The sequence below is a fragment of the Agarivorans sp. QJM3NY_25 genome (genome assembly GCF_050870875.2).
Lineage (GTDB): Bacteria > Pseudomonadota > Gammaproteobacteria > Enterobacterales > Celerinatantimonadaceae > Agarivorans.
Genome location: NZ_CP194041.2, coordinates 2,767,501 through 2,792,144, shown reverse-complemented (window position 1 = coordinate 2,792,144; position 24,644 = coordinate 2,767,501). Strand labels below are relative to the sequence as shown.

Here is a 24,644-nt window from a genome sequence, read left to right as displayed (position 1 = left end):
GAGATACTAAAATACGGATCACTTCGCTACCATCTAGTGATACTGTAGAGCTGTTAAATGTTGTTGTCTTGTTGAGACGGATTAGGTGCTGAATTAGTTGCCTGCTTCGTCGGCAGTACGCTCGTAAAATCGGACATGAAGAATGACCATAAGACTTCGGTCTATAACTTTTATTTTACTCATCTTAGTTGCCATCATACCGGTAGCTGTGCTGGCATTTACGCTTTACCAGCAAATGTACAACTTCGCCTATAAATCTGTTGATAGTCGTTTAGCTACCTCACTGAAACAAATTACTGCAGAATTATCTCATAGTCACCAAATTCTCACCAATGAGCTTTGGCTATTGTCTGAACAACCCCGCATTTTAAAGAGCTTAGATAACAACATACCAGCTAAAGAGTTAAGTTCATTTTTAGAACATTTTGTGCTTGATGCGCCCTTGATTGAATCCTTGTATTTGGTGAAAAATGACGGTCAAATTGTTGTTTCCTATGCTGGTAATGGTCTTGCGCTGTCCGCTGCTGATAATCTGTTCGATTACTTGCCTCATCCACCTGCTCATGAGAAGCAGCCAAGTCAACGGAAGGCGACGCTGGATTTGGCTGATGAGTATGCTTTGGTTAAACGTAGCGGTAAGCAACATAGCATCGTCCATATGATTCCTATTCATACCGGAAAAAATATAGGCATAAAAGGCTACTTGATTGCCGTAGTCCCCATGTATCGATTCATCGAAACAGCGAAGAAGCGCTTAGAACCGCATGAAAATTTAGCTATATTCTTCCGTCAAGAACTCTTGGATGATGATTCGGTGGCCGTTGAACAGGACGAGTTATTTCATGTTGCCGCTTTAGTGCTAACGGGGGGCGGTTATCAAAACGCAGTTTGGCTTAAAATTAGGGTCGGTGAAAGTTTACAAAGTTTGAGTTCACGAGTACAAAATTTTATAGCTCCTGGGGTCGCGAATAGCACCATTGTGATTGCGATTATTTTGGTTATTGTGGTGTTGTTTGCTCACTTTGTAGCGAAGTCTTTCGGTCAGCTTTACACGCTTATTAAAGACTTTGAAACGGATAAAGAGGCTTATTGGTTTAATTGTAGTAAATTTAGCATTCGGGAGTTTGCTGATGTCTCACATCTGTTGGTTGAAATGAAACGAACCATTGGTGAACAGCTCAGAACGGTGAATCATAAAAATAAGGAACTCGCAAGAATTGACCAACTTCGTGCGGGCTATTTGGAAGAAGTCCAAACTTTAAATAGTCAATTAGAATTTAAAGTGGAGGAGCGCACTCGTGACCTAGAGTTATCGATGGCAGATTTGGCCCAAAGTCACTTCTTTTTTCAACAATTGGTTCAATTTCGTCGGTCTTTAGAAGCCAGCTCGGGTAACAAACAAATTGTGCATGATGCTTTGCTGGCCTTAGCTGCTTGCTTTCCTGATATCGAAATAGTACTACACCTCCCAGCATCTGGTAAACATAGCCAAGTGACGGATAGTTTATCTGTTTCTGTGGCGAGTTTTGAAGATATAAAGCTGCAAGCATCTGAAGCCTTAAAGCCAAATGTGGAGCGAACCGTCATCGAGTTTGAACAGCAATGGGTGAATTTATTCGCAATTAGCTGTGGCTCTAAAAAAGAGGGGTGGTTATTAGTGAATCACTCGAGCTTAAGTGAACAAGTTTATAACCGACTCTTACTGGTTATTACGGAATTAAGTAGTTTCTTAGAAAATCGCAGTTTACATGAGGAATTAGATACGATTGCACGAACTGATTCACTTACTGGAATTAGCAATCGTAAAGCCTTCGATGAATTGCAATTCACCCTTGAAACTCAACTTGATGCCGAGGTGGGTTTGTTTGTGATCGACGTGAATGGCTTAAAAAAAATGAACGACGAAAAAGGGCATGAAAAAGGCGATCAGCTGATTATCTCGGTGGCTAGGGTGTTGCGCGAATGTTGTGATGGTATCACCGATAATTATTTTCGTATCGGTGGCGATGAATTTGCGGTGGTGCTGTCTGGAGTTCAATTGACGATGGCTGAAGTTTTATTGAAACGCTTGCGTTCTCAGCAAAATAACCGGGTATTTATTGACTTAGATAGTTTTGGAGGAGAGCCATTGGTGAGCTTTTCGGTTGGTTATGCAACAACTGAAGTGGTCCAATTTAGCGGATTATATCGATTGGCTGACCAAAATATGTACCATGATAAACAAAGCTATTACTTGAGGCTTCGTCAAACTGAACTTTAGTCGAGAGTCACTTGTAGTATTTGTCTCAGCAGTGTAAATTCACTTTTCTTAAAAATAAGCACGATAAAACTAGACCAAGGAATAGCAGATTATGCGTATCATTCTTTTAGGCGCACCTGGTGCGGGCAAAGGTACCCAAGCACAGTTTATTATGGAGCGTTACGGCATCCCCCAAATTTCTACTGGTGACATGCTGCGGGCAGCGGTAAAAGCAGGCACCCCCTTAGGCATTAAAGCCAAAGAAGTCATGGACGCTGGACAACTGGTCTCTGATGAGCTGATTATCGGCCTAGTAAAAGAACGTATTTTGGAAGACGACTGCAAAAAAGGTTTTCTTTTGGATGGTTTTCCTCGCACCATTCCGCAAGCTGATGCAATGAAAGAAGCTGCGATTAGTATTGATGCAGTACTTGAGTTTGATGTGGCAGACGAAGAAATCGTAAAACGCATGAGTGGTCGTCGCGTTCATCCAGGTAGCGGACGGGTGTATCATATTGTTTATAATCCACCGAAAGTGGAAGGTAAAGATGATGTCAGCGGTGAAGATTTAGTGATCCGTCCCGATGACGAAGAAAGTATCGTTCGTGACCGCTTAGCGATTTACCATCAGCAAACTAAACCTTTGGTTAGCTACTATGGGAAAGAAGCTGAACAAGGTAACAGTAAGTACTTCAAATTGGACGGCACCCAGTCGGTTGAAGCGATTAGCAAGCAATTAGTCGAATTACTTGATTGAATTTCGAACACTTGATGAGAAAGCGGCTTTTGCCGCTTTTTTTTATGGTCATAAATACCATACACTGAGTGCTGATGACTAGAGGAAGAGCTTAATGGCGCAAATAGATAAAGAATTAAAATGTGCGGTTATTTTGGTGAATTTGGGGACTCCAGAGCAGCCAACAGCGCGAGCAGTGCGAAAATTTCTGGCGCGCTTTTTAGCCGATAAACGAGTCGTTAACTTACCCAAATTATTATGGTTACCCTTACTTTATGGCGTTATTTTACCGCTTCGCTCACGACGAGTCGCTAAGTTATACCAACAAATCTGGCTGAAAAATGGTTCACCTTTACAGGTGATTAGTGAGCAAATTCAACAAAAAGTAGCGGCTAAACTGAATGCAGAGTATGAGGTGTACTTGGCAATGAGTTATAGCGAACCTTACATTGAACAAGTGGTACACGATGTTGTCGCATCTGGTCACCAAAAGGTATTGTTATTACCGATGTATCCACAATATTCAGTATCCACTACCGCGTCTGTCAATGATGCCTATCATCGTGCCTTAGCCAATAGCTATAATCTGCCGGAGCTTCGAACCGTTAAAGACTATTATGCTGAACCTGCCTATATTCAAGCGTTAGCAAACTCTATTCTGCAGCATTGGGAGGTTAGCGAGAGAGCGGAGGTATTGTTATTTTCATTTCACGGGATCCCAGAACGATACGCGCGTAATGGTGACCCATATCCTAAACAATGTGAAGACACTGCGGCTAAGGTTGCCGCTGCGCTCGGTTTAAAACAGCACCAGTGGCGTTTATGTTACCAATCGCGTTTTGGTAAAGATCCTTGGATCCAACCCTATACAGACCAGTTACTGCGTCAATTGGCAGCGCAGGGAGTAACCTCGGTGGATGTGATTTCTCCGGCGTTTGCCGCTGACTGTTTAGAAACCATTGAAGAAGTATCCTGCGAGTTGCGAGATGAGTTTCTCGATGCTGGTGGCAAGCAGTATCAATATATTCCAGCTTTAAATGATAGCCCTGAGCATGTAGCGATGTTTTGTGAATTAATCAAGAAACACACACAAGGCTGGCCGTGAATTGATTCAAGGGCTGCAGCTAACAATTAGCGGGCATTGTGTAAGGCCTGGTCAAACTCATCGGGCGATAGGATAAGGCCTTCTTCGAGATCGTTGGGAAATATCGCGATATACAATTCGTCGCTGCTGAGGCCTTCGGTCCAGCGGCTTCGCCATTTATTTAAAGAAATGGCCTCGGCAGTACAATGCTCCCATTCGCCTGTGGCCCAGGCCTCGGCAAATTCTTTGTTCGGCCATACCGGAACGCAGTCTTCCTCATCTGAGTTCAGCATCACACAACCATCTTGGTCGATTAAGATCCACAGTTGATTATGGTTTTTCACTTGTTTCAGTAAATATTGATAACGGCGCTCGCTGTCATATTGTTGAATCGTGGCAAGTTGAGATGAGTCGATAGTTGCAGACATGGTGGTTGTCCTAAATGTTCGAGTAATAACTTAGCATAATGGAAATTGCTTAAGCCGTCATATAAAGCCGAGTTTTAGTCATTTGTTCGCTTAAAACAACAGCAATTATCCCGCTCACAACGGAAGTTTTTGTGAGCCGTGTCGTTATATGTGCAGTGTTTGAACAAATTGTGGCATAATACGCGACCAAACTTTTAGCACTCTTGTTACGCAGTGTAATTGGCTCGGCGTAACCTAACTAAGCGGAATTTTTTACATTGCTTACTTCTTCTAATGTCACCATGCAATTTGGCGCTAAGCCTTTGTTTGAAAATGTTTCAGTTAAATTTGGCGAAGGCAATCGCTACGGTCTTATCGGCGCCAATGGCTGCGGTAAATCTACCTTTATGAAGATCTTGGGGGGAGATTTAGAGCCGAGTTCGGGAAATGTCTCTAAAGATCCCAATGAGCGGATCGGAAAACTGAAACAAGATCAGTTTGCCTATGAAGAATGCGCAGTGATCGACACTGTGATTATGGGCTATGAAGAGCTATGGTCGGTGAAATCGGAGCGTGATGCGATTTATGCCAATCCTGATATGACTGAAGAAGATGGTATACGAGCCGCCGAATTAGAAGCCGAATTTGCTGAAATGGACGGTTATACCGCCGAGGCTCGCGCTGGAGAATTGTTGCTCGGTGTTGGTATCCCAATCGAACAGCACTACGGGCCAATGAGTGAGGTAGCTCCCGGATGGAAATTGCGGGTATTGCTGGCTCAAGTTCTATTTGGCGACCCGGATATCATGCTACTCGACGAACCAACCAACAACTTGGATATTAATACGATTCGTTGGTTGGAAGGTGTGCTCAACGAGCGTAACTGTACCATGATTATCATCTCGCACGACCGCCACTTTTTGAATAGTGTCTGTACTCATATGGCCGATTTAGACTACGGTGAATTACGGACTTTCCCTGGCTCGTACGATGAATACATGACTGCAGCCACTCAGGCTCGCGATCAAATGTTATCTGATAATGCCAAGAAGAAAGCGCAAATTGCCGAGCTTAAAACGTTTGTGAGCCGTTTCTCTGCCAATGCGTCCAAATCTAAGCAAGCGACTTCTCGTGCTAAGCAAATAGATAAAATTCAGTTAGCTGAAGTGAAACCGTCTAGCCGTCAAAACCCATATATTCGCTTTGAAGAAGAGAAAAAGTTGCATCGCTTGGCTTTACAGGTTGAAGGTTTAGAGAAATCTTACGAGCAAAATTTGTTTAAAGATTTAAACCTGATGGTTGAGGTTGGTGAACGCATAGCCGTTATTGGCCAGAATGGTATCGGTAAAACGACTTTGCTTAAGTGTTTAGTGGGTGATACTGACTTTGACGGTGATATAAAGTGGTCTGAAAATGCCCAGCTTGGTTATTATGCTCAGGATCATTCTGCTGATTTTGAAAACGATAAAACTTTACTTGATTGGATGTGGCAATGGGGTAAAGAAGGGGATGATGAGCAAGTGATCCGTGGTACTTTAGGACGCTTATTATTTTCGCAAAATGATATTCATAAATCGGTGAAGGTGATTTCCGGTGGGGAACAAGGCCGAATGTTATTTGGTAAAATGATTTTACAAAAACCAAATATCTTGGTGATGGACGAGCCGACTAACCACTTGGATATGGAATCCATTGAGTCATTAAACTTGGCCTTGGAAAATTATCCGGGGACGTTGATTTTTGTAAGTCATGACCGAGAGTTTGTCTCAAGCCTTGCGACTCGCGTGATTGAAATGAAACCCGAGGGGATTGTTGACTTCCACGGTACTTATGAAGAGTACTTAAACAGCCAAGGTTTAAATGTTTAAGTCCAATAGCTAAGTGAAAAAAAGCAGCCTAGGCTGCTTTTTTGTATCTGTATGAGAGCTGGCGAAAAACTGAACCTTATTGTTGTTTTTCGCCAACGCTGGTTGTGCGACTTATAATTGGTCGACTAATTTTACTGCTTCGCCAATGTAGTTGGCAGGGGTGAGCTTTTTCAATTCATCTTTAGCGGCTTCTGGCATCTCTAAACCATCGATGAACACGCGCATCGCTTCTGCGTCAACTCGCTTACCGCGGGTCAATTCTTTGAGCTTCTCGTAAGGTTTTTCAATGCCGTAGCGACGCATTACCGTTTGTACTGGTTCGGCTAATACTTCCCAGTTATGGTCTAGATCACTGAGTAGGTTAGCTTCGTTAATTTGCAACTTACTCACGCCTTTAAGGGTCGCTTGGTAAGCAATTAACGAGTAAGCCATTGCTACTCCAAGGTTACGTAAAACCGTTGAGTCGGTGAGGTCACGCTGCCAGCGTGAAACTGGTAGTTTGGCCGCTAAATGACCAAATAAAGCGTTCGCAATGCCTAGGTTACCTTCTGAGTTTTCAAAATCTATCGGATTCACTTTGTGTGGCATGGTAGACGAGCCAATTTCACCGGCAATGGTTTTTTGCTTGAAATGGCCAAGACAAATGTAACCCCAGATATCGCGGTCGAAATCTAACAAGATGGTGTTGAAACGGGCAATTGCATCATAAAGTTCGGCGATGTAATCATGAGGTTCAATTTGAGTGGTGTAGGGGTTCCACTGGATCCCCAAACTGGTGACAAACTCTTCCGAAAATTGATGCCAGTCGACTTCTGGGTAGGCCGATACGTGCGCGTTGTAGTTACCCACCGCGCCGTTGATTTTCCCCAAAATCTCGACAGCTTCGATCTGCTTTAACTGGCGACGTAAACGCGCTACCACGTTAGCCATTTCTTTACCCATGGTGGAAGGCGACGCGGGTTGGCCGTGAGTGCGTGATAGTAAAGGCGTATCGCGTAGTTCCTTGGCTAGGGAAGTAATGGCATCAATTAGCTGTTGTAAATAGGGGACGAGGACCTCGCGGCGCGCTTCACTGAGCATCAGCGCGTGAGATAAGTTATTAATGTCTTCTGAAGTACAAGCAAAGTGAATGAATTCAGAAACCGCATTTAGCTCCGTATTCGCTGCCACTTTTTCTTTTAAAAAGTACTCAACGGCTTTCACATCATGATTAGTGGTGCGTTCGATTTCTTTTACGCGAGCAGCATCAGCTTCACTAAAATTGTCGTTTATTTGCTCTAAAAACGCGATAGCTTGTTGAGAAAAAGCAGGTACTTCAGCAATATTCTGCTGCGCCGCTAGCTTTTGTAGCCAGCGAATTTCTACTCGTACTCGGTATTTTACTAAGCCAAATTCGCTGAAAATACTGCGCAGTTCAAGAGTTTTGTCCCCGTAGCGTCCATCTATCGGGGAAATGGCTGTCAAGGTAGACAGTTCCATGGTGATCTCCTAAATTAACTAATCAATGGTGTTTAAAAGTTGTGTGGTTTGCTGTAAATATTTTTTTCGTGAAAATATAAGTTGGCGACGTTGACCGCCCAGTTGACGCCATAATACACAAGCGCGAATGCCTGCCAGTAATAAAGCGCGAACTTTGTGTTGTACAACTGGCTGTTGCAGGTAACTAACGTTCCCTGCGACTTGGATCCGCGGACCTAAGGGGCTAATAATATCGCTATAAATATCAGCAATGCCGCCCAATACCTGTTGCTCAAGCAAGCTAAAATGTTGTAGTTGGCGATCAAGTTGACTGATCCGCTCTCCCATCATATGCATTAGGTCAGGACGCTTTTGCAGACGTCGTTCTAGAGCGAGCATACTCACGAGATAGCGAGTGATCTCAGAGTTACGTTGTTGTTGTGAGCTATTCAATTGGGCATTCATCACGCTTAAGCCCAGCTTAATTTGGCTTAGGTCGCCGAAGACTTCAATTGTTTGTTGAGGATCGGTCACCAAAATGCTTTTTAAACTGGTACTTAAGTCGGCTTCTTCGCAGCTACTGGTGCGCGCCACATCTTGAACTAACTTGGCGGCTTGGCAAATTCCAGCAAAGGCAATCACTCGGTTAGATAGTTGACTACTCATGGTTGTTATAGGCCAATTTTATGTTCAATAATCGCTCCGCCTAAACAGACCTCATCGAGATAGAAGACCGCCGATTGTCCGGGCGTCACAGCAATTTGCGGTTCATCAAACCACACTTCTATTTCATCGTCACTGATCGGTTTGAGGGTGCAGGGCACATCTATTTGTCGATAGCGAATTTTAACGCTGCAGCGAAGCTCTTCGGTGAGAGGCAGACGATCGACCCAGTGTATTTGCCCGGCAATTAAGGCTTTGGATTTAAGGCGTGGGTGGTCATGACCTTGTCCAACGATCAAGACATTACGTTCAATGTCTTTATCAACGGTGTACCAAGGATTCTCATCACCATCTTTAGTGCCACCAATGCCTAAGCCTTTTCGTTGGCCTAAGGTGTGATACATCAAGCCCTGATGGGTGCCAATGACTTTACCTTCACAGGTTTCAATGTCTCCCGGTTGAGCGGGCAAGTATTGCGATAGAAAATCAGTAAATTTACGTTCACCGATAAAGCAGATCCCGGTTGAATCTTTTTTGCTGGCTGTGATTAAACCTTGTTGTTCGGCAATGCGTCGTACTTCAGGTTTTTCTATCTCACCAACCGGAAATAGTGTTTGGGCAATGTGCTTTTCTTCTAGGGTATACAAAAAATAGCTTTGATCTTTATTGCTGTCTAAGCCTCTTAACATTTGCCAATGTCCATCTTGAAAGCGTCGCTGTACATAATGGCCGGTGGCGATGTAATCGGCGGCCAATTCTTCGGCGGCAAATTCCAGAAAGGCTTTAAACTTAATTTCCTTGTTACACATGATATCAGGGTTGGGGGTTCGGCCAGCCTTGTACTCTTCGAGAAAATGTTCAAATACATTGTCCCAATATTCCGCGGCAAAATTAATCGTGTGAAGTTTAATGCCTAATGTGTCGCAGACTGCTTGAGCGTCGGCTAAATCTTCTGCCGCCGCGCAATACTCACTGTTGTCGTCTTCTTCCCAATTTTTCATAAACAAGCCTTCAACTTGGTAGCCTTGTTCAAGCAGCAAGTAGGCTGAAACGGAAGAGTCGACACCGCCGGACATACCGACAATCACTTTTTTAGTGTTGTTTGAATTCATGTTAAATCTTTGGGAAAAATTTGCGGCAAATTCTACCAGAAATTCTGTGATGAAAACAGCATTTCGCCAGTCTAGCTAAGCTATTTGCTCATCAATTAGCTGCTGGTATTCGCCGTTATTTATTCCTGCCAAGGTATAGCGACCAATTTGATAGCGAATCAAGCGTAAAGTTGGAAAACCGATTGCTGCGGTCATTCTCCGAACCTGCCGATTACGGCCTTCTTGAATCGTCATGCTTAACCATGTCGTCGGAATCGTTAAGCGTTTTCTTACCGGTGGATTACGTGGCCATAAATCTGGCTCGTTAATGAGCTTGACCTTGGCCGGTCGACAGGCCCCATCTTTTAGATGGATACCTTTCCTTAGTCTATCTAAGTCCTTCTCAGAGGGGGAGCCTTCTACCTGTACCCAATAGGTTTTATTGGTTTTATTTTTGGGATCTGCCAACTGGTGCTGCAGTTTGCCATCGTTGGTGAGTAGCAATAAGCCTTCACTGTCTCTATCTAAGCGACCCGCAGCGTAAATATCGGGGATGTCAATATAGTCTTTTAAAGTGGGTCGGCCTTGCCCATCGGTAAATTGGCTTAATACATCAAAGGGTTTGTTAAATAGCACTAAACGGCGCGGCCCGTTTAAGGTTTTTGTTGATTTTGAGTCAACCTTTCGTTTGAAACGGCGTGGCTTAGACGCGGGATTGGTATTTTTCATAGGGCAATTGTAACAGCTATTGGAACGACCACTAGCAAAACAATGTTAATGCGTTTGTAAATGGTTTATTATTTTTTCCGAATTATCGGCCGGTTAGCCCACAGCTGCGAGATTATCGTATGTTGTTGGTCACTGTTAACTAGCGCGCGGACTAGAGCGATTAACCAGTGATAGCCGCGGTGAAAGCAACCACAACTTTAGGGATCGACATGACGTCAAAGATTATTTATACCTTAACGGACGAAGCGCCAGCCTTAGCCACTTACTCACTATTACCTATAGTACAAGCGTTTACCAACGCCGCTGGTGTGCTCGTTGAAACTCGTGATATTTCTTTAGCTGCTCGTATTATTGCTAGCTTCCCAGAGTGCTTAACTGAACAACAACAGACTTCTGATGCCTTGGCTGAATTAGGCGAGTTGGCGAACCAACCAGAAGCCAATATCATTAAATTGCCCAATATTAGTGCTTCGCTCCCGCAGTTAAAAGCGGCGATAAAAGAGCTTCAGGCGCAAGGTTACGATTTGCCCGATTACCCTGAAGAGCCAAGCAATGAGCAGCAACTAACTGCTAAAGCTAAATACGACAAAGTGAAAGGCAGTGCGGTTAATCCAGTATTACGTGAAGGGAACTCTGACCGCAGAGCACCGGGCTCGGTGAAACAATACGCACGTAACAACCCGCATTCGATGGGCGCGTGGGCAAAAGACTCCTTAAGCCATGTGGCGAGCATGAGCCAAGGGGATTTCTATGGTAGCGAAGTGTCTACCACCATTAAGCAAGCCGGTTCGGTGTCTATTCAATTGAAAACAGATGCGGGTGAAGCGCTTGTTTTGAAAGATGCTTTTCCGGTACTCGAGGGTGAAGTGATTGATGCCGCCGCGCTCAATGTTGCCGAACTCGCTTCTTTCATTGAAGCTGAAATTGAAGATGCTAAAGCGAAAGGCGTACTGTTTTCATTGCATATGAAAGCCACCATGATGAAGGTTTCTGATCCAATTATTTTTGGTCACGTGGTGAAAGTATTCTTTAAAGACGTATTTGCTAAATATGGTGAATTATTTGACGAGTTGGGCGTCGATGTTAGTAATGGGTTAGGCGACGTTTACGCAAAAATCAAAAACTTAGATAGTACTCAACAGGCCGAGATAGAAGCGGCTATCGCTGCGGTGTACGCACAGCGTCCTAGCTTAGCGATGGTTGACTCGGATAAGGGGATTACCAACCTTCATGTACCAAGTGATGTGATTATTGATGCGTCGATGCCAGCCATGATCCGCGCTTCTGGTCAAATGTGGAATAGCGAAGGTCAGCAGCAAGATACTAAAGCAGTTATTCCTGATCGTTGTTATGCCGGTATTTATCAGCAAACTATCGATTTTTGTAAACAACATGGTGCATTCAATCCGACCACCATGGGCTCGGTTGCTAACGTGGGCTTGATGGCACAAAAAGCTGAAGAATATGGCTCGCACGATAAGACTTTCGTGGTTCCTGCTAGCGGTAAGGTTGAGGTGGTCAGCGATGATGGGACAGTCTTGCTGAGCCAAGTGGTCAATCAAGGTGATATCTTCAGAATGTGTCAGGTGAAAGATGCGCCCATTCGTGATTGGGTGAAACTGGCGGTTAATCGTGCTCGTTTAACCAATACGCCGGCAATTTTCTGGTTAGATAGTGCTCGTGCTCACGATGCTCAACTGATTGCCAAGGTTGAAACCTACCTAACTGAGCATGATGTGAGTGGTTTGGATATTCAAATCATGTCTCCTGATGAAGCAACCTTGTATTCATTAGAACGAGTGAAGCAGGGCTTAGATACTATTTCGGTGACTGGTAATGTGTTGCGTGATTACTTAACGGATTTGTTCCCGATCCTTGAATTAGGTACTTCTGCCAAAATGTTGTCAATCGTGCCCTTAATGAATGGTGGCGGATTATTTGAAACTGGGGCTGGTGGTTCGGCACCGAAGCATGTGCAACAGTTTACCAAAGAAAATCACCTACGTTGGGATTCTCTGGGTGAGTTTCTTGCTCTGTCGGCGTCACTGGAGCATTTAGGCCAAGTGAGTGACAATGCTAAGGCGAGCGTATTGGCGAGTACCTTAGACAAGGCCACCGGTATCTTCTTGGATAAAAATAAATCACCATCACGTAAGGTGAAAGAGTTAGATAACCGAGGCAGTCATTTCTATCTGAGTTTATATTGGGCTCAATGTTTAGCTGAACAAGATACCGATCCTTCGCTAAAGGCTACGTTCTCAGAACTTGCCGATAAGTTGACTATCAATGAATCTGTGATTATTGGACAGTTAAACTCAGTACAAGGATCAGGTGTAGACCTTGATGGTTATTACTTACCAGATACTGACAAAGCATCTGCCGCGATGCGTCCAAGTCTTAGCTTCAATGCGATCATCGATGATCTTCGCTAAACGTTGATTTAACACAGTATATATAAAGGCCTGCATCGGTTGTTGGCCTTTTTTGTGAGATCAGCAAATAATCATATATTTGTTAGCGCAAAATAAAATGCCAGTCTAGATGACTGGCATTTGTTTTTTTCTTGGCTTGGCGCGGTTTTAGTTTTGACTCTCATCGAATACGATGCTTACCGCGTGACTACCCTTTGGTCCCTGTTGTGTTTCAAATTGAACGGGTTGACCAGCTTTTAGCGTGCGGTAACCTTCCATTTGAATTGTCGAATAGTGGGCAAAGATATCTTCACCGCCTGTATCCGGGCAAATAAAACCAAATCCTTTTGCGTTGTTAAACCATTTAACTGTTCCGCTTGGCATACGACATTTCCCTATAAAATTTACCTACCAGACTCACTTGATTGGTCAATTGCGACACTTTTTCAAGTCAGCTGTGTAACAATCTAGTAAAATATTTACTACAGTCAAGTTTTCAATGAGTTTTTCTACTAGCGTTGTTAACTCAAAGCAGTTATGTTGAAAACAGAGACGCATTTTTAAGACTATAGTTTCATATGACCAAATTATCTGACTGGCTGGATGTTGAAGAAATAACCAAAGAAGCCAAAAGTGTTACCGAACCACCACCAATGTATAAGGTGGTTTTGAATAATGATGACTATACTCCAATGGAGTTTGTTATCGAAGTGTTGCAGTTGTATTTTAATATGGATTTAGACCAAGCAACTCAAGTGATGTTAACCATTCATTATAAAGGAAAAGGAGTTTGTGGGATTTTTACGGCAGAAGTAGCTGAAACCAAAGCTGCCCAAGTAAATCGTTATGCAAAGCAAAATGACCATCCTCTGATGTGTTCCATGGAGAAAGCATAGCTAAGTAGTATTGATTGTCTGTAGGGGGCCTATGCATGCTAAACAAAGAGTTGGAACAAACTTTAAATCAAGCATTTAAAGAAGCAAGACAACAACAACATGAATTTATGACCGTTGAACATCTGTTGTTGGGTTTATTAGAAAATGCCTCAGCAAAAGAAGCTTTAGTGGCTTGTGGCGCTAATCTTAACCAATTGACTCAAGAATTGAGTAGCTTTATTGAACAAACAACGCCTGTTATTTCAGAAGATGATAGTGAGCGTGAAACTCAGCCTACTTTAGGATTTCAACGTGTTTTACAGCGTGCTGTTTTTCATGTGCAATCTTCTGGGAATAGTGAAGTTAGTGGTGCTAATGTTTTGGTCGCTATTTTTAGTGAGCAAGAGAGTCAGGCGGTTTATTTTCTGAAAAAAGCTGATATTAGCCGACTTGATGTGGTTAATTATATCTCTCACGGGATCCGTAAAGAAGATGAATCTGATGCAGAGCAGGGAGCTGTTGAGAGTGACCTTCAATCGGAGGAAAGCAAACAGCTAGAAAATTTTGCCAGCAACCTCAATCAGTTGGTGCTAAAAGGTAAAATTGATCCACTGATTGGTCGTGATCAGGAGTTATCTCGAACTATTCAAGTGTTATGTCGTCGTCGTAAAAATAACCCGCTGTTAGTGGGGGAAGCTGGCGTGGGTAAAACAGCAATCGCCGAAGGCTTGGCTTATCGAATTGTACATGAAGATGTGCCTGATGTTATTAAAGATGCCACCATTTATTCTTTAGATATCGGTTCTTTATTGGCAGGAACTAAATATCGGGGGGATTTCGAAAAACGCTTTAAGTCCTTATTGAAGCAACTCGAGAACGCCGAGAATGCGATTTTGTTCATTGATGAAATTCATACCATTATTGGCGCTGGAGCTGCATCTGGTGGGCAGTTGGACGCAGCTAATCTGATTAAGCCATTGCTTAGTAATGGTTTGTTACGTTGTGTGGGTTCTACAACGTACCAAGAATATAATCAGATTTTTGAAAAAGATCGCGCCTTAGCGCGACGTTTCCAGAAAATAGATGTGGTTGAACCTACCGTTGAGGATACAACCAAAATCTTGATGGGCTTGAAAAGTCGTTATGAAGCGCATCATGAGGTTCGTTATACCAAGCAAGCGATGCGTAGCGCGGCAGAATTAGCGGCTAAGTACATTAATGAGCGTCACTTACCCGATAAAGCAATTGATGTTATCGACGAGGCTGGCGCGAGTATGCGTATGTTGCCGGTGAGTAAACGTAAAAAAACCATTGGTGCCGGTGATATTGAGGCCATTGTGGCCAAAATCGCTCGGATCCCTGAGGCGAAAGTTTCTTCATCCGATCGAGAAGTACTCCGAAATTTAAACGAAACCTTGAAGATGGTGGTATTTGGTCAAAACCCTGCGATTGATGTATTGGTCGATGCAATTCGCCTTAATCGCTCCGGTTTAGGGGCAGAGCAAAAACCAGTTGGCTCATTCTTATTTGCCGGGCCGACTGGGGTTGGTAAAACCGAAGTTACTCAGCAGTTAGCAAAGGCTCTTGGGGTTGAATTAATTCGTTTTGATATGTCCGAATATATGGAGCGGCATGCGGTATCCCGATTGATTGGTGCGCCTCCTGGTTATGTCGGCTTTGATCAAGGTGGTTTATTAACTGACGCAGTATTTAAACATCCTCACTGTGTGATCTTGTTGGATGAAATCGAAAAGGCGCATGAAGATGTGTTTAATTTGCTATTGCAAGTCATGGATCACGGTACTTTAACCGACAATAACGGGCGTCATGCTGATTTCCGCAATGTTATCTTGGTTATGACCAGTAACGCAGGTGTTAAAGAAACCCATCGCTCAAGTATTGGTTTTAAAGAACAAGATCTTAGCTTCGATGCCATGGCCGAAATTAATCGGATATTTGCGCCTGAGTTTAGAAACCGCTTAGACAATATCATTTGGTTTAATCACTTGGATGAACAAATTATTGAACAGGTTGTCGATAAGTTTATTGTTGAACTACAAGCGCAGTTAGACGCGAATGGTGTCTCAATGGAGGTGAATACAGAAGCTCGTTTGTGGTTGGCGGAGCAGGGCTACGATAAATCAATGGGCGCTCGACCAATGGCAAGAGTGATTCGCGAACAGCTACGCAAACCCTTGGCAAATGAGATCTTATTTGGACGTCTTAATCATGGAGGGCATGTTGATATTGCCATGAAAGATGGCCAATTAGATTTTCAATATGAAGATGTGGTTGCAGAGGTATAGTCTGAATGAGTTGAAGGCAAAAAAGCCAGCTAAATGCTGGCTTTTTTAATAATTACTTGCTCTGAGTAATTAGCGGTTTAGCGCGCGCGGAAAACAATGCGCCCTTTTGACAAGTCGTACGGTGTTAATTGAACCGTAACTTTATCCCCGGTAAGAATGCGGATGTAGTTCTTACGCATTTTGCCAGAAATATGGGCAGTAACAACATGTCCGTTTTCTAGTTCTACACGGAACATTGTGTTAGGCAAGGTGTCTAACACTGTGCCTTGCATTTCAATATTGTCTTCTTTCGCCATTGAGTCCTCTGTTTGACACGCACTTATAAAAACGCTGGGAGAATGCCAGATTTAGCGCCTTGTGTAAAGTTTATCCTCCAAAACTATTGCCATTTATCATTAATAAAGCGTTGATGCGGGGTATAATTTTGTTTGTAGCTCATTTTTCTGCAATCATCCACTTGGTATCCAAGGTAAAGCCATCTGCGTTTTTGTTGTTTTGCTTGCTCAATTTGTTTTAATACAGCCAAAGAGCCGAGCGATAAGCTCGCCAGCTCGGGTTCGAAAAACGTGTAAACGGCACTCAAACCATCAGTGAAAACATCGGTTACACATAATGCAAGCAATCTGTCGCCTTGATATAGACGTAAGTATTGGGTGTCTGCCCAATCACAGCTTAAAAATTGATGGAATGCTGCTTCGCTGGTGGGGTACATGCTACCGTCACGATGGCGCGCTTCGATGTAACGCTCAAATAAGCAGTAATCAAGATTACTTAAATGTTTACTCCATACCAGCTGAAGATCTTTGGTTTTGCTCAGGACGCGTTTTTGGGAGCGTGATGGTATAAAGGCATTCACATCGACCCTTAGGGACTGACAGGCCTGGCAGCCGCTGCAATGGGGTCGATACAGCTCTTGCCCGCTACGCCTAAAACCTAATTCAATGAGCTGTGGGTAATAGGCTTGCTTTTCTGGTTTAGAACAAAGCGCAAAACATAGCTGTTCTTGTTGTTCGGCTAAATAGGGGCAGGGCGTTACTTGGCTTAGGCCTAAGGGTAATTGCATTGCTTTAGTTCCTGCGGGTACCAGCACTGTGAACTGATTTGGTCCAATTTTGCTAGGTTGAGCTTGGTTATAAATTGTGCCCGCGGTAGGTTTTGCATTCCGAGGCTAAGTAAATGGGAATTTTCAACCTGTCCATCAATATAACTGCCGCCCCAATATTTAAAATGGTAGCAAAATAAATGAAAGGCCAGCTTGGAGGCGTTACTCTCTAGATGAAACATTGATTCGCCGCAAAACATACTGCCGACAGCGATGCCATATAAACCACCCACCAAATGTTGTTGATGCCACACTTCAACCGAGTGAGCATGTCCTAATTGATGAAGTTTAAGATAAGCCTCTATCATGTTGGGGTTTATCCATGTTTCATTGGCGCGTAGCGCTGCACAGTTGCGAATCACCGCTTCAAAACTGGTGTTGATTGTGACTCGTAAGGGGGTTTTACGGATGAATTTTCGCATACTTTTATTGATGGTATGCATTGATAAACTTAGGCCAATTCGCGGGTCTGGACTCCACCATAACACGGGTTGGTCCTCATTAAACCAAGGGAAAATACCATGGTGATAGGCCGAAATTAATCGTGTTGGGTTTAGATCCGCACCGATAGCTAACAAGCCATTGGGATCATCTAAAGCAAGGTTAACTGCGGGAAAGGGGCTATCGGTGTCAAGTAATATGGCCTGCACAAGTTTCTTTTTATCTGAAGTGATTTGTGGTTGATTATCAAGAAACTTGATTTAAAAGGCAAAATGAAAAAGCCGATAAGATTATCGGCTTTAAATTTAAGGTGTCGCGAGAATAAACTAGTGCTTAGTCGTTTAAGCTATCTAAGTAACGCTCAGCATCTAAGGCCGCCATACAGCCTGCGCCTGCAGAGGTAATCGCTTGACGATAGACGTGGTCAGCGACATCACCAGCCGCAAAAATTCCCGGAATGCTGGTTTGAGTGGCATTTCCTTCGGTGCCAGACTGAATTTTGAGATAACCGTCTTTCATTGCCAATTGACCCTCAAAAATGCCTGTATTGGGTTGATGGCCAATGGCGATGAAGGCGCCCATGACTTCGATGTCTTGGGTACTGCCATCTTGAACTTGCTTGGTACGAACATGAGTCACGCCCATCTCGTCACCCAATACTTCATCTAGGGTTTGATTGAGGTGTAACACAATGTTGCCATTGTTTACTTTATCCATTAAACGCTTGGTGAGGATTTTTTCACTACGAAATTCTTCACGGCGATGAATAAGATGCACTTCAGAGGCAATATTCGCTAGATAGAGTGCCTCTTCAACAGCCGTGTTTCCCCCCCCCACTACAGCGACCTTTTGATTACGATAGAAAAAGCCATCACAAGTGGCACAAGCAGACACGCCTTTACCTTTAAAGGCTTCTTCGGAGGGAAGGCCAAGGTATTTGGCAGAAGCTCCTGTGGCGATGATGAGCGAATCACAAGTGTATTGTTGATTGTCGCCTTTCAATTTATAAGGCTTTGTTTGAAAATCCACTTGATTGATATGGTCGAAAATAATTTCCGTATCAAATTTTTCTGCATGCGCTTGCATCCGTTCCATCAACACTGGTCCGGTCAAACCTTCTGCATCTCCAGGCCAGTTTTCAACTTCGGTGGTGGTTGTCAGCTGACCGCCTTGTTGGATCCCAGTAATAAGCACCGGATTGAGGTTGGCTCTCGCTGCATATACGGCAGCGGTGTAACCGGCTGGGCCGGAGCCAAGAATAATTAGTTGGTGGTGATTCGCATTACTCATGGTGGTTATCATTCCTTATAGTTCTTGCTTAAAATATGAGGGTGTAAATCTCAATATCAAGCGCTAATTACGTAAAATATGCTGTTGGACGCAAAGCTATATTTTCATGGATGCAGCATAATCGGCTTATATAATTCCAGCAAATAATAAAACTTTATATGGATATGCGTATTTATCTAGCTATTAATTCGGCTTTTTACTTGATAGTCGGTGAATTTTGTGGAATAAATAATGCTCGGGCGTAAAACAAAAGTTTAAAAAAGTCTGTTCACTTGGGTTTTAGCTCCGTATCTTGGTTGTAATGACTTATTTATGTGGGAATGGATAAACACATAACATATGCAATGACTGCCAGTTTTAATGCATAAACAGTCAGGTATAACTTAGATATTTAGGGACAATAAACGTATTACCACTAATGGAAGCAAAAGGTCGACCAATGAAGGAACTGGATCGTATTGATCGCAACATACTTAATGAGTTGCAAAAAGATGGCCGCATATCAAATGTGGAATTGTCGAAACGTGTAGGATTAAGCCCTACGCCTTGTTTAGAAAGAGTTCGACGTTTAGAGCGTCAAGGTTATATTTGCGGTTATACAGCAATTCTGAATCCACAATACTTAGACGCCTCGCTGCTAGTGTTTGTTGAAATCACCTTGAATCGTGGCGCTCCGGATGTGTTTGAACAGTTTAACCATGCGGTACAACAACTTGAAGAAATCCAAGAGTGTCATTTGGTCTCAGGCGATTTCGATTATCTATTGAAAACACGTGTAGCTGACATGTCTGCTTATCGTAAGTTGTTAGGTGAAACCTTATTGCGTTTACCTGGTGTTAACGACACCCGTACCTATGTTGTGATGGAAGAAGTGAAACAAAGCAATCGATTAGTCATTAAAAACTAAGCGAGCGGTTTCCCCCTCCAATTCATTTTTGGTAAAGTAAAACAAGCGGCTTAGCCGCTTGTTTTGTTTTTTAGTCAAAGATAAATTTTAGTTGGATTTATTTATATCCTTCAGGATAAGCCGATGGTCAACAAGATGGTTCGCGAAACCAATAAGGATAAGGCTGAGATGGAAGTGAGCGGAGAGTTCAGTTTTTCGATGTTTAAAGCCGTGATTATCGATTTTTAACGGTTAAAATGATTAGAGTATTATTTAAGTTGGTATTAGCTCAAGGGAACGCTTGTGACAGATATGACAGACAATAGATTGTCTGGTTTTGCCCGAATTGCCGAAGTAGGCGCAATTGCTATGGGGGCGCTAGGAGTATACCTAATGGTCGCCTTGTTAAGCTTTGACCCAAGTGATCCAAGTTGGTCGCAAACGGCTATTCAACAAAGCATTGCCAATGCTGCGGGAAGCTCCGGCGCATGGTTTGCTGACTTACTGTTGTTTAGTTTTGGATTCATTGCCTATAGCGTACCGTTGGTTTGTGGCTTTTTAGCATGGGCGCTATTCTGGCGGCCCTGTCCGATAGCCCAAGTTGATTTTTTTACTTTAGGCTTACGTCTTATTGGTTTCATTTTCACTTTCGCCAGCTTAACGACCTTAGCGAGCATTCATATTGACGATTTTTATTATTTTTCATCAGGAGGCTTAGTGGGAGATATTTTCACTCAGTTAATGATCCCGACCTTCGGTTTATTGGGTACTAGCATTATTTTATTGGCCGTATTTGCGGGTGGTATTACCTTGTTTACAGGTGTTTCATGGGTTCAGTTTGTTGAGTTGTTGGGTGAGGGCTTAGGCTCAGTGTTTACCAATCTGATTGATTTACCGAAACGAATTAGTGGTCGCAAACAATCACGGCTTGCCGCGGATGAATCGACCAATGAGACTTATCAAGCGCCTTTGCGTAAACCAGAGCTAGAAGAAGCTGCTATTAACCGAACGATTGACGAGCAAGCTCTTGATGACAGTGAAACTGCCCAGCAAGAGAGCTTTGAAGAGCCATTGGACACCGTCGCCGAGGGATCTTTACACGCTGTTGAGCCACATTTTAATCTTGATGATGATTTCGAGGAGCAATTGAGCCAAGCTAAAGCAGAAGTGGAGTTTGCTTATGAAGCTGAAGCCGTTGACCCTCCGAGTGTTATCCTAGATCAGAGCCCCCCTGAGCCGATGCCAGAAATTCCTTTTACTGAATCAAGTCAGCCAATGACCAATCAACCTTCCACGGCTGCTGAGGCGGTTAAGTCTAAACCGGCTCAGCCTCGTTTAAGCCCATTGCCTGATATGAACTTGTTAGATAGGCCCGACAAGAAACAGAATCCAATTTCCGCAGAAGAATTAGATCAAGTATCGCGACTGGTGGAAGCTAAACTGCTGGATTTCAATATTCAAGCAAGCGTTGTGGCTGTGCATCCCGGACCGGTGATTACCCGTTTCGAGTTGGATTTGGCGCCGGGGGTTAAGGTGAGTAAAATCACCAACTTGTCTAAAGACTTAGCCCGAGCCTTGTCGGCCATTAGCGTACGAGTCGTGGAAGTGATTCCCGGCAAGTCGGTGATTGGTTTGGAGCTCCCCAATCGTTATCGAGAAATTGTTTATTTGAGTGAAGTGGTTGATAGCAGCGTATTCCATCAATCTAAATCTCCGTTAACGATGGTACTAGGCAAGGATATTGCTGGCCAACCAGTGGTGGTTGATTTGGCTAAGATGCCGCACCTGTTAGTCGCGGGAACCACCGGTTCTGGTAAATCGGTTGGGGTTAACGTGATGATCGTTAGCTTGTTGTATAAGTCGACACCAGACGATGTTCGTTTGATTATGATCGATCCTAAAATGCTGGAGTTGTCGGTCTATGAAGGGATCCCGCATCTGCTCTCAGAAGTTGTGACAGATATGAAAGAAGCGGCCAATGCACTGCGTTGGTGTGTTGGAGAAATGGAACGCCGTTATAAGCTGATGTCGGCTATGGGCGTACGTAATCTTAAGGGTTTCAACCAGAAAGTTGTTGATGCCATCAATTCAGGAAACCCGATCATTGATCCGCTGTGGAAACCTGGTGATAGTATGGACGAAACGGCGCCCTTATTAGAAAAGCTGCCGCATATCGTGGTCGTGATTGATGAATTTGCCGACATGATGATGATTGTTGGTAAAAAAGTAGAAGAACTGATTGCTCGAATTGCCCAAAAAGCGCGGGCGGCGGGTATCCATTTAATATTAGCGACTCAACGTCCTTCGGTGGATGTGATTACTGGTCTAATTAAAGCGAATATCCCAACACGAATGGCTTTTCAAGTTTCGAGTCGTATTGATTCTCGAACCATTCTTGACCAACAGGGAGCAGAAACGTTACTCGGGATGGGCGATATGCTCTATCTACCAGCAGGTACTGGAGTCCCTACGCGTGTGCATGGTGCGTTTGTCGATGACCATGAAGTGCATGCGGTGGTTTCCGCTTGGAAGGCGCGTGGTGAACCAAACTACATCGATGAAATTTTGAATGGTGAAGCTGGACCAGATGCAATGCTCCCCGGGGAAGTGGCTGATTCAGATGAAGAGCTTGATACTTTGTTTGATCAAGCGGTGATGCATGTGACAGAAACGCGCAGAGGCTCGGTGTCGGGCGTACAACGTAAATTTAAGATAGGTTATAACCGTGCAGCGCGGATCGTTGAACAAATGGAAGTGCAGGGTATTGTCAGTGCGCCTGGACACAATGGTAATCGTGAAGTACTTGCGCCCCCACCGGTAAGAATTGATTAAGAAGAATTATTTATGAAAAAACTGGGTACAGTGATTGTGGCGTTGTGTTTATCCTCTGTTGCATTGGCGAATGATGCGGCAACCGAATTGAAGCAACATTTGTCGACGTTAAGTAGTTTCCAAGCCGAGTTTAAGCAAACGGTGCTGGATGCTGATGGTAGTCAAATTCATCAAGCCGAAGGCAAGCTTAGTTTAGCGCGTCCTGCCAAATTAAATTGGCAACAGGTTGCCCCAGAACAAGACATGATTGTTTCTGATGGTACGACCATTTGGTATTACAGTCCATTCGTTGAGCAAGTGACAATTATGAGTGCAGGTGAAGCGATCCGTCAGTCACCATTCATTTTGTTGGCCGATGACCGTAACGAGAGTTGGCAGCAATACCAAGTTGAAAAGGTTGATCAGGGTTACTTGGTAAAATCTAAGCGCGATCCTCTACAAGCAGCATTTTGGGTGAAGCTCAATGCTGATAATAGTATTGCTCGCTTTGATCTTATTGAAAGTACTGGCCAGCGAAGTGAGTTTAGCCTGCAAGCCTTTAAGGCGAACCCTAAGTTGAGTGACCGTTTGTTTCACTTCGACATTCCCAGCAATACTATGATTGATGACCAACGTTAATGAGTTTCGAGTTAAACTTCGACGCCGATTTTAGACCTTTGGCGGCGCGGATGCGCCCTACTGAGCTGGCTCATTATGTGGGTCAAAAGCATATTTTGGCTAAAGAGCAGCCGCTGTATAAAGCGATAGCTTCAGGTCAGCTACACTCGATGATCTTGTGGGGGCCACCTGGCACAGGAAAAACCACAATCGCTGAGTTGGCCGCATATTATGCGGATGCTGAAGTTGAAAAAATCTCGGCTGTAACTGGCGGTATCAAAGAGGTGAGAGCGGCTATAGGGCGCGCGCAGCAAAATCAGCAAGTGAGCCGACGGACGATCTTATTTGTTGATGAAGTGCATCGCTTTAACAAAAGTCAACAAGATGCGTTTTTACCTTATGTAGAAAATGGGACGGTAATTTTTATTGGTGCGACTACCGAAAATCCTTCCTTTGAACTGAACAATGCCTTGTTGTCTCGGGCTAAAACCTACGTGCTACGGTCTTTAGATAGTTCGGCGATTTTGCAGCTACTGGAACGCGCGATTCGTGATGATGAAATTTTAAAACAGCAGAATTTGCAGTTTGAATCAGGGGTGTTAGAAGCGCTAGCAGAGTTAGTCAGTGGTGATGCTCGTCGAGCTTTAAACTTGCTGGAAATGATGGCTGAGTTAGCGGAAGTTAGCAGTAGCGGTAAACAGCTTTGTTTTGATTTGTTAAAGCAGGTGGCTGGCGAACGTTATAGCCATATCGATAAGGGAGGAGACAAATATTACGATTTATTGTCTGCCTTGCATAAATCTATTCGGGGCTCATCTCCCGATGCAGCCTTATTTTGGTATTGTCGGATTTTAGAAGCCAGTGGGGATCCTTTAGCGGTGGCGAGACGCTGTTTGGCGATTGCCTCTGAAGACATTGGTAATGCGGATCCTAGAGCCATGCAAATCGCAGTGAGTGCTTGGGATTGTTATACTCGGGTTGGGGCCGCTGAAGGAGAGCGGGCGATTGCTCAAGCCGTTGTTTATTTGGCATGTGCCGCTAAAAGTAATGCCGTATATACGGCATTTAAAGCCGCACGAGCGGCGGCAAAAGAGTACGGTGATACCGAGGTGCCAGTGCACCTGCGAAATGCTCCGACCCAGCTAATGGCTGAGTTAGGCTATGGTGCGGAATATCGTTATGCACATGATGAGCCCAATGCTTATGCCGCCGGACAACAATATTTACCTGACGGGCTTACGGGGATGCAATTTTACTATCCACAAAGTCGTGGGTTAGAGCAAAAGATTGCAGAGAAATTGGCTTATCTAAAACAGCTCGATCAGCAAGCAGAATAGGCTGTGAGTATAGCAGTGATGATGTCGTTTAAACCGGGGGCCTCAGGATCGCTGAATCGTGGCTTTCAGGCTTTAGTTTATTTGTCGTCTGGCTAGCAAGGCTGATTATTCCTAGTTCAGCTTATTTACGGCATTTTATTGTTAAAACAAGTAGAAAGCCCGATTGTGTCTGCTATGAGTTGCTTTATAATGGCGACTTATAAATTTTATTGAAGCAGCGTAAATGTGGCTAACTAGCAATTGCAAGCCGCATCCACTGTTTTTTACTCATTGAATTGGAAGTAGGTTATTG

At 43.8% G+C, this 24,644-nt stretch carries 21 protein-coding genes; 11 read left to right on the top strand and 10 right to left on the bottom strand.

The annotated features are described in order from the left end of the window. Nucleotides 1-142: 142 nt before the first annotated feature. From ACRRSW_RS12810 to hemH, 3 genes are all read left to right on the top strand, one after another. Entirely contained in the window at nt 143-2,260 is a 2,118-nt protein-coding gene (locus ACRRSW_RS12810) for a GGDEF domain-containing protein (RefSeq protein WP_432452840.1), read from the top strand. Between the two features lie 91 nt (nt 2,261-2,351). Then, on the top strand, nt 2,352-2,996 hold the full coding sequence (gene adk / locus ACRRSW_RS12805) for an adenylate kinase (RefSeq protein ID WP_432452841.1): 645 nt from the start codon (nt 2,352-2,354) through the stop codon (nt 2,994-2,996). A gap of 94 nt (nt 2,997-3,090) precedes the next feature. Next, nucleotides 3,091-4,080 (top strand): ferrochelatase, encoded by a 990-nt coding sequence (gene hemH / locus ACRRSW_RS12800; protein WP_432452842.1) that lies wholly within the window; start codon nt 3,091-3,093, stop codon nt 4,078-4,080. 26 nt (nt 4,081-4,106) lie between these two features. On the opposite strand, the gene ACRRSW_RS12795 is transcribed toward hemH, so the two are convergent. Continuing rightward, nucleotides 4,107-4,487, bottom strand: a complete 381-nt coding sequence (locus ACRRSW_RS12795) for a DUF2750 domain-containing protein (RefSeq protein ID WP_432452843.1) — start codon at nt 4,485-4,487, stop codon at nt 4,107-4,109. A gap of 257 nt (nt 4,488-4,744) precedes the next feature. Between ACRRSW_RS12795 and ACRRSW_RS12790 the strand changes: the two genes are divergently transcribed. Beyond that, nucleotides 4,745-6,334, top strand: a complete 1,590-nt coding sequence (locus ACRRSW_RS12790; RefSeq protein ID WP_432452844.1) for an ABC-F family ATPase — start codon at nt 4,745-4,747, stop codon at nt 6,332-6,334. Nucleotides 6,335-6,445: 111 nt separating this feature from the next. On the opposite strand, the gene purB is transcribed toward ACRRSW_RS12790, so the two are convergent. The 4 genes from purB to ACRRSW_RS12770 form a co-directional block, all read right to left on the bottom strand. Continuing rightward, entirely contained in the window at nt 6,446-7,813 is a 1,368-nt protein-coding gene (purB, locus tag ACRRSW_RS12785) for an adenylosuccinate lyase (RefSeq protein WP_432452846.1), read from the bottom strand. 18 nt (nt 7,814-7,831) lie between these two features. Further along, the gene (gene hflD, locus ACRRSW_RS12780) at nt 7,832-8,458 is read right to left on the bottom strand and encodes a high frequency lysogenization protein HflD (RefSeq protein ID WP_432452848.1); all 627 of its coding nucleotides are present in this window, start codon (nt 8,456-8,458) and stop codon (nt 7,832-7,834) included. A gap of 5 nt (nt 8,459-8,463) precedes the next feature. Continuing rightward, a complete protein-coding gene (mnmA, locus tag ACRRSW_RS12775) occupies nt 8,464-9,567 on the bottom strand; it encodes a tRNA 2-thiouridine(34) synthase MnmA (protein WP_432459522.1) in 1,104 nt (367 codons plus the stop codon). 75 nt (nt 9,568-9,642) lie between these two features. Further along, on the bottom strand, nt 9,643-10,275 hold the full coding sequence (locus ACRRSW_RS12770; RefSeq protein ID WP_432452851.1) for a pseudouridine synthase: 633 nt from the start codon (nt 10,273-10,275) through the stop codon (nt 9,643-9,645). 209 nt (nt 10,276-10,484) lie between these two features. Between ACRRSW_RS12770 and ACRRSW_RS12765 the strand changes: the two genes are divergently transcribed. Then, the gene (locus tag ACRRSW_RS12765; protein WP_432452853.1) at nt 10,485-12,707 is read left to right on the top strand and encodes an NADP-dependent isocitrate dehydrogenase; all 2,223 of its coding nucleotides are present in this window, start codon (nt 10,485-10,487) and stop codon (nt 12,705-12,707) included. Between the two features lie 147 nt (nt 12,708-12,854). Here ACRRSW_RS12765 and cspD read toward each other — a convergent pair whose 3' ends face one another. Further along, entirely contained in the window at nt 12,855-13,070 is a 216-nt protein-coding gene (gene cspD / locus ACRRSW_RS12760; protein ID WP_432452855.1) for a cold shock domain-containing protein CspD, read from the bottom strand. A 194-nt stretch (nt 13,071-13,264) separates the two neighbouring features. Between cspD and clpS the strand changes: the two genes are divergently transcribed. Both clpS and clpA read left to right on the top strand, forming a co-directional pair. Continuing rightward, a complete protein-coding gene (gene clpS / locus ACRRSW_RS12755) occupies nt 13,265-13,582 on the top strand; it encodes an ATP-dependent Clp protease adapter ClpS (protein WP_432452856.1) in 318 nt (105 codons plus the stop codon). A 35-nt stretch (nt 13,583-13,617) separates the two neighbouring features. Next, complete coding sequence (clpA, locus tag ACRRSW_RS12750) at nt 13,618-15,867, top strand: ATP-dependent Clp protease ATP-binding subunit ClpA (protein ID WP_432459521.1); 2,250 nt, start codon at nt 13,618-13,620, stop codon at nt 15,865-15,867. 77 nt (nt 15,868-15,944) lie between these two features. Here the strand turns inward: clpA and infA are convergent, their stop codons facing one another. The 4 genes from infA to trxB form a co-directional block, all read right to left on the bottom strand. Next, nucleotides 15,945-16,163 (bottom strand): translation initiation factor IF-1, encoded by a 219-nt coding sequence (infA, locus tag ACRRSW_RS12745; protein ID WP_016401030.1) that lies wholly within the window; start codon nt 16,161-16,163, stop codon nt 15,945-15,947. Nucleotides 16,164-16,246: 83 nt separating this feature from the next. Next, complete coding sequence (locus ACRRSW_RS12740) at nt 16,247-16,930, bottom strand: arginyltransferase (protein ID WP_432452858.1); 684 nt, start codon at nt 16,928-16,930, stop codon at nt 16,247-16,249. Continuing rightward, complete coding sequence (gene aat / locus ACRRSW_RS12735; protein WP_432459520.1) at nt 16,915-17,619, bottom strand: leucyl/phenylalanyl-tRNA--protein transferase; 705 nt, start codon at nt 17,617-17,619, stop codon at nt 16,915-16,917. Before aat ends, ACRRSW_RS12740 begins: the two co-directional genes overlap by 16 nt. Before the next feature lie 124 nt (nt 17,620-17,743). Further along, nucleotides 17,744-18,700: a thioredoxin-disulfide reductase gene (trxB, locus tag ACRRSW_RS12730; protein ID WP_432459519.1), complete on the bottom strand. Its 957-nt coding sequence runs from the start codon at nt 18,698-18,700 to the stop codon at nt 17,744-17,746. Nucleotides 18,701-19,118: 418 nt separating this feature from the next. On the opposite strand from trxB, the gene lrp reads away from it, so the two are divergent. The 4 genes from lrp to ACRRSW_RS12710 all read left to right on the top strand — a co-directional run bounded on the left by lrp (nt 19,119) and on the right by ACRRSW_RS12710 (nt 24,352). Beyond that, nucleotides 19,119-19,607 (top strand): leucine-responsive transcriptional regulator Lrp, encoded by a 489-nt coding sequence (gene lrp / locus ACRRSW_RS12725; RefSeq protein ID WP_432452861.1) that lies wholly within the window; start codon nt 19,119-19,121, stop codon nt 19,605-19,607. Nucleotides 19,608-19,898: 291 nt separating this feature from the next. After that, on the top strand, nt 19,899-22,418 hold the full coding sequence (locus ACRRSW_RS12720) for a DNA translocase FtsK (RefSeq protein ID WP_432461119.1): 2,520 nt from the start codon (nt 19,899-19,901) through the stop codon (nt 22,416-22,418). Nucleotides 22,419-22,430: 12 nt separating this feature from the next. Next, on the top strand, nt 22,431-23,036 hold the full coding sequence (gene lolA / locus ACRRSW_RS12715; protein WP_432452863.1) for an outer membrane lipoprotein chaperone LolA: 606 nt from the start codon (nt 22,431-22,433) through the stop codon (nt 23,034-23,036). Beyond that, nucleotides 23,036-24,352, top strand: coding sequence for a replication-associated recombination protein A (locus tag ACRRSW_RS12710; protein ID WP_432452865.1), 1,317 nt, complete (start codon nt 23,036-23,038; stop codon nt 24,350-24,352). Before lolA ends, ACRRSW_RS12710 begins: the two co-directional genes overlap by 1 nt. Nucleotides 24,353-24,644 lie beyond the last annotated feature (292 nt).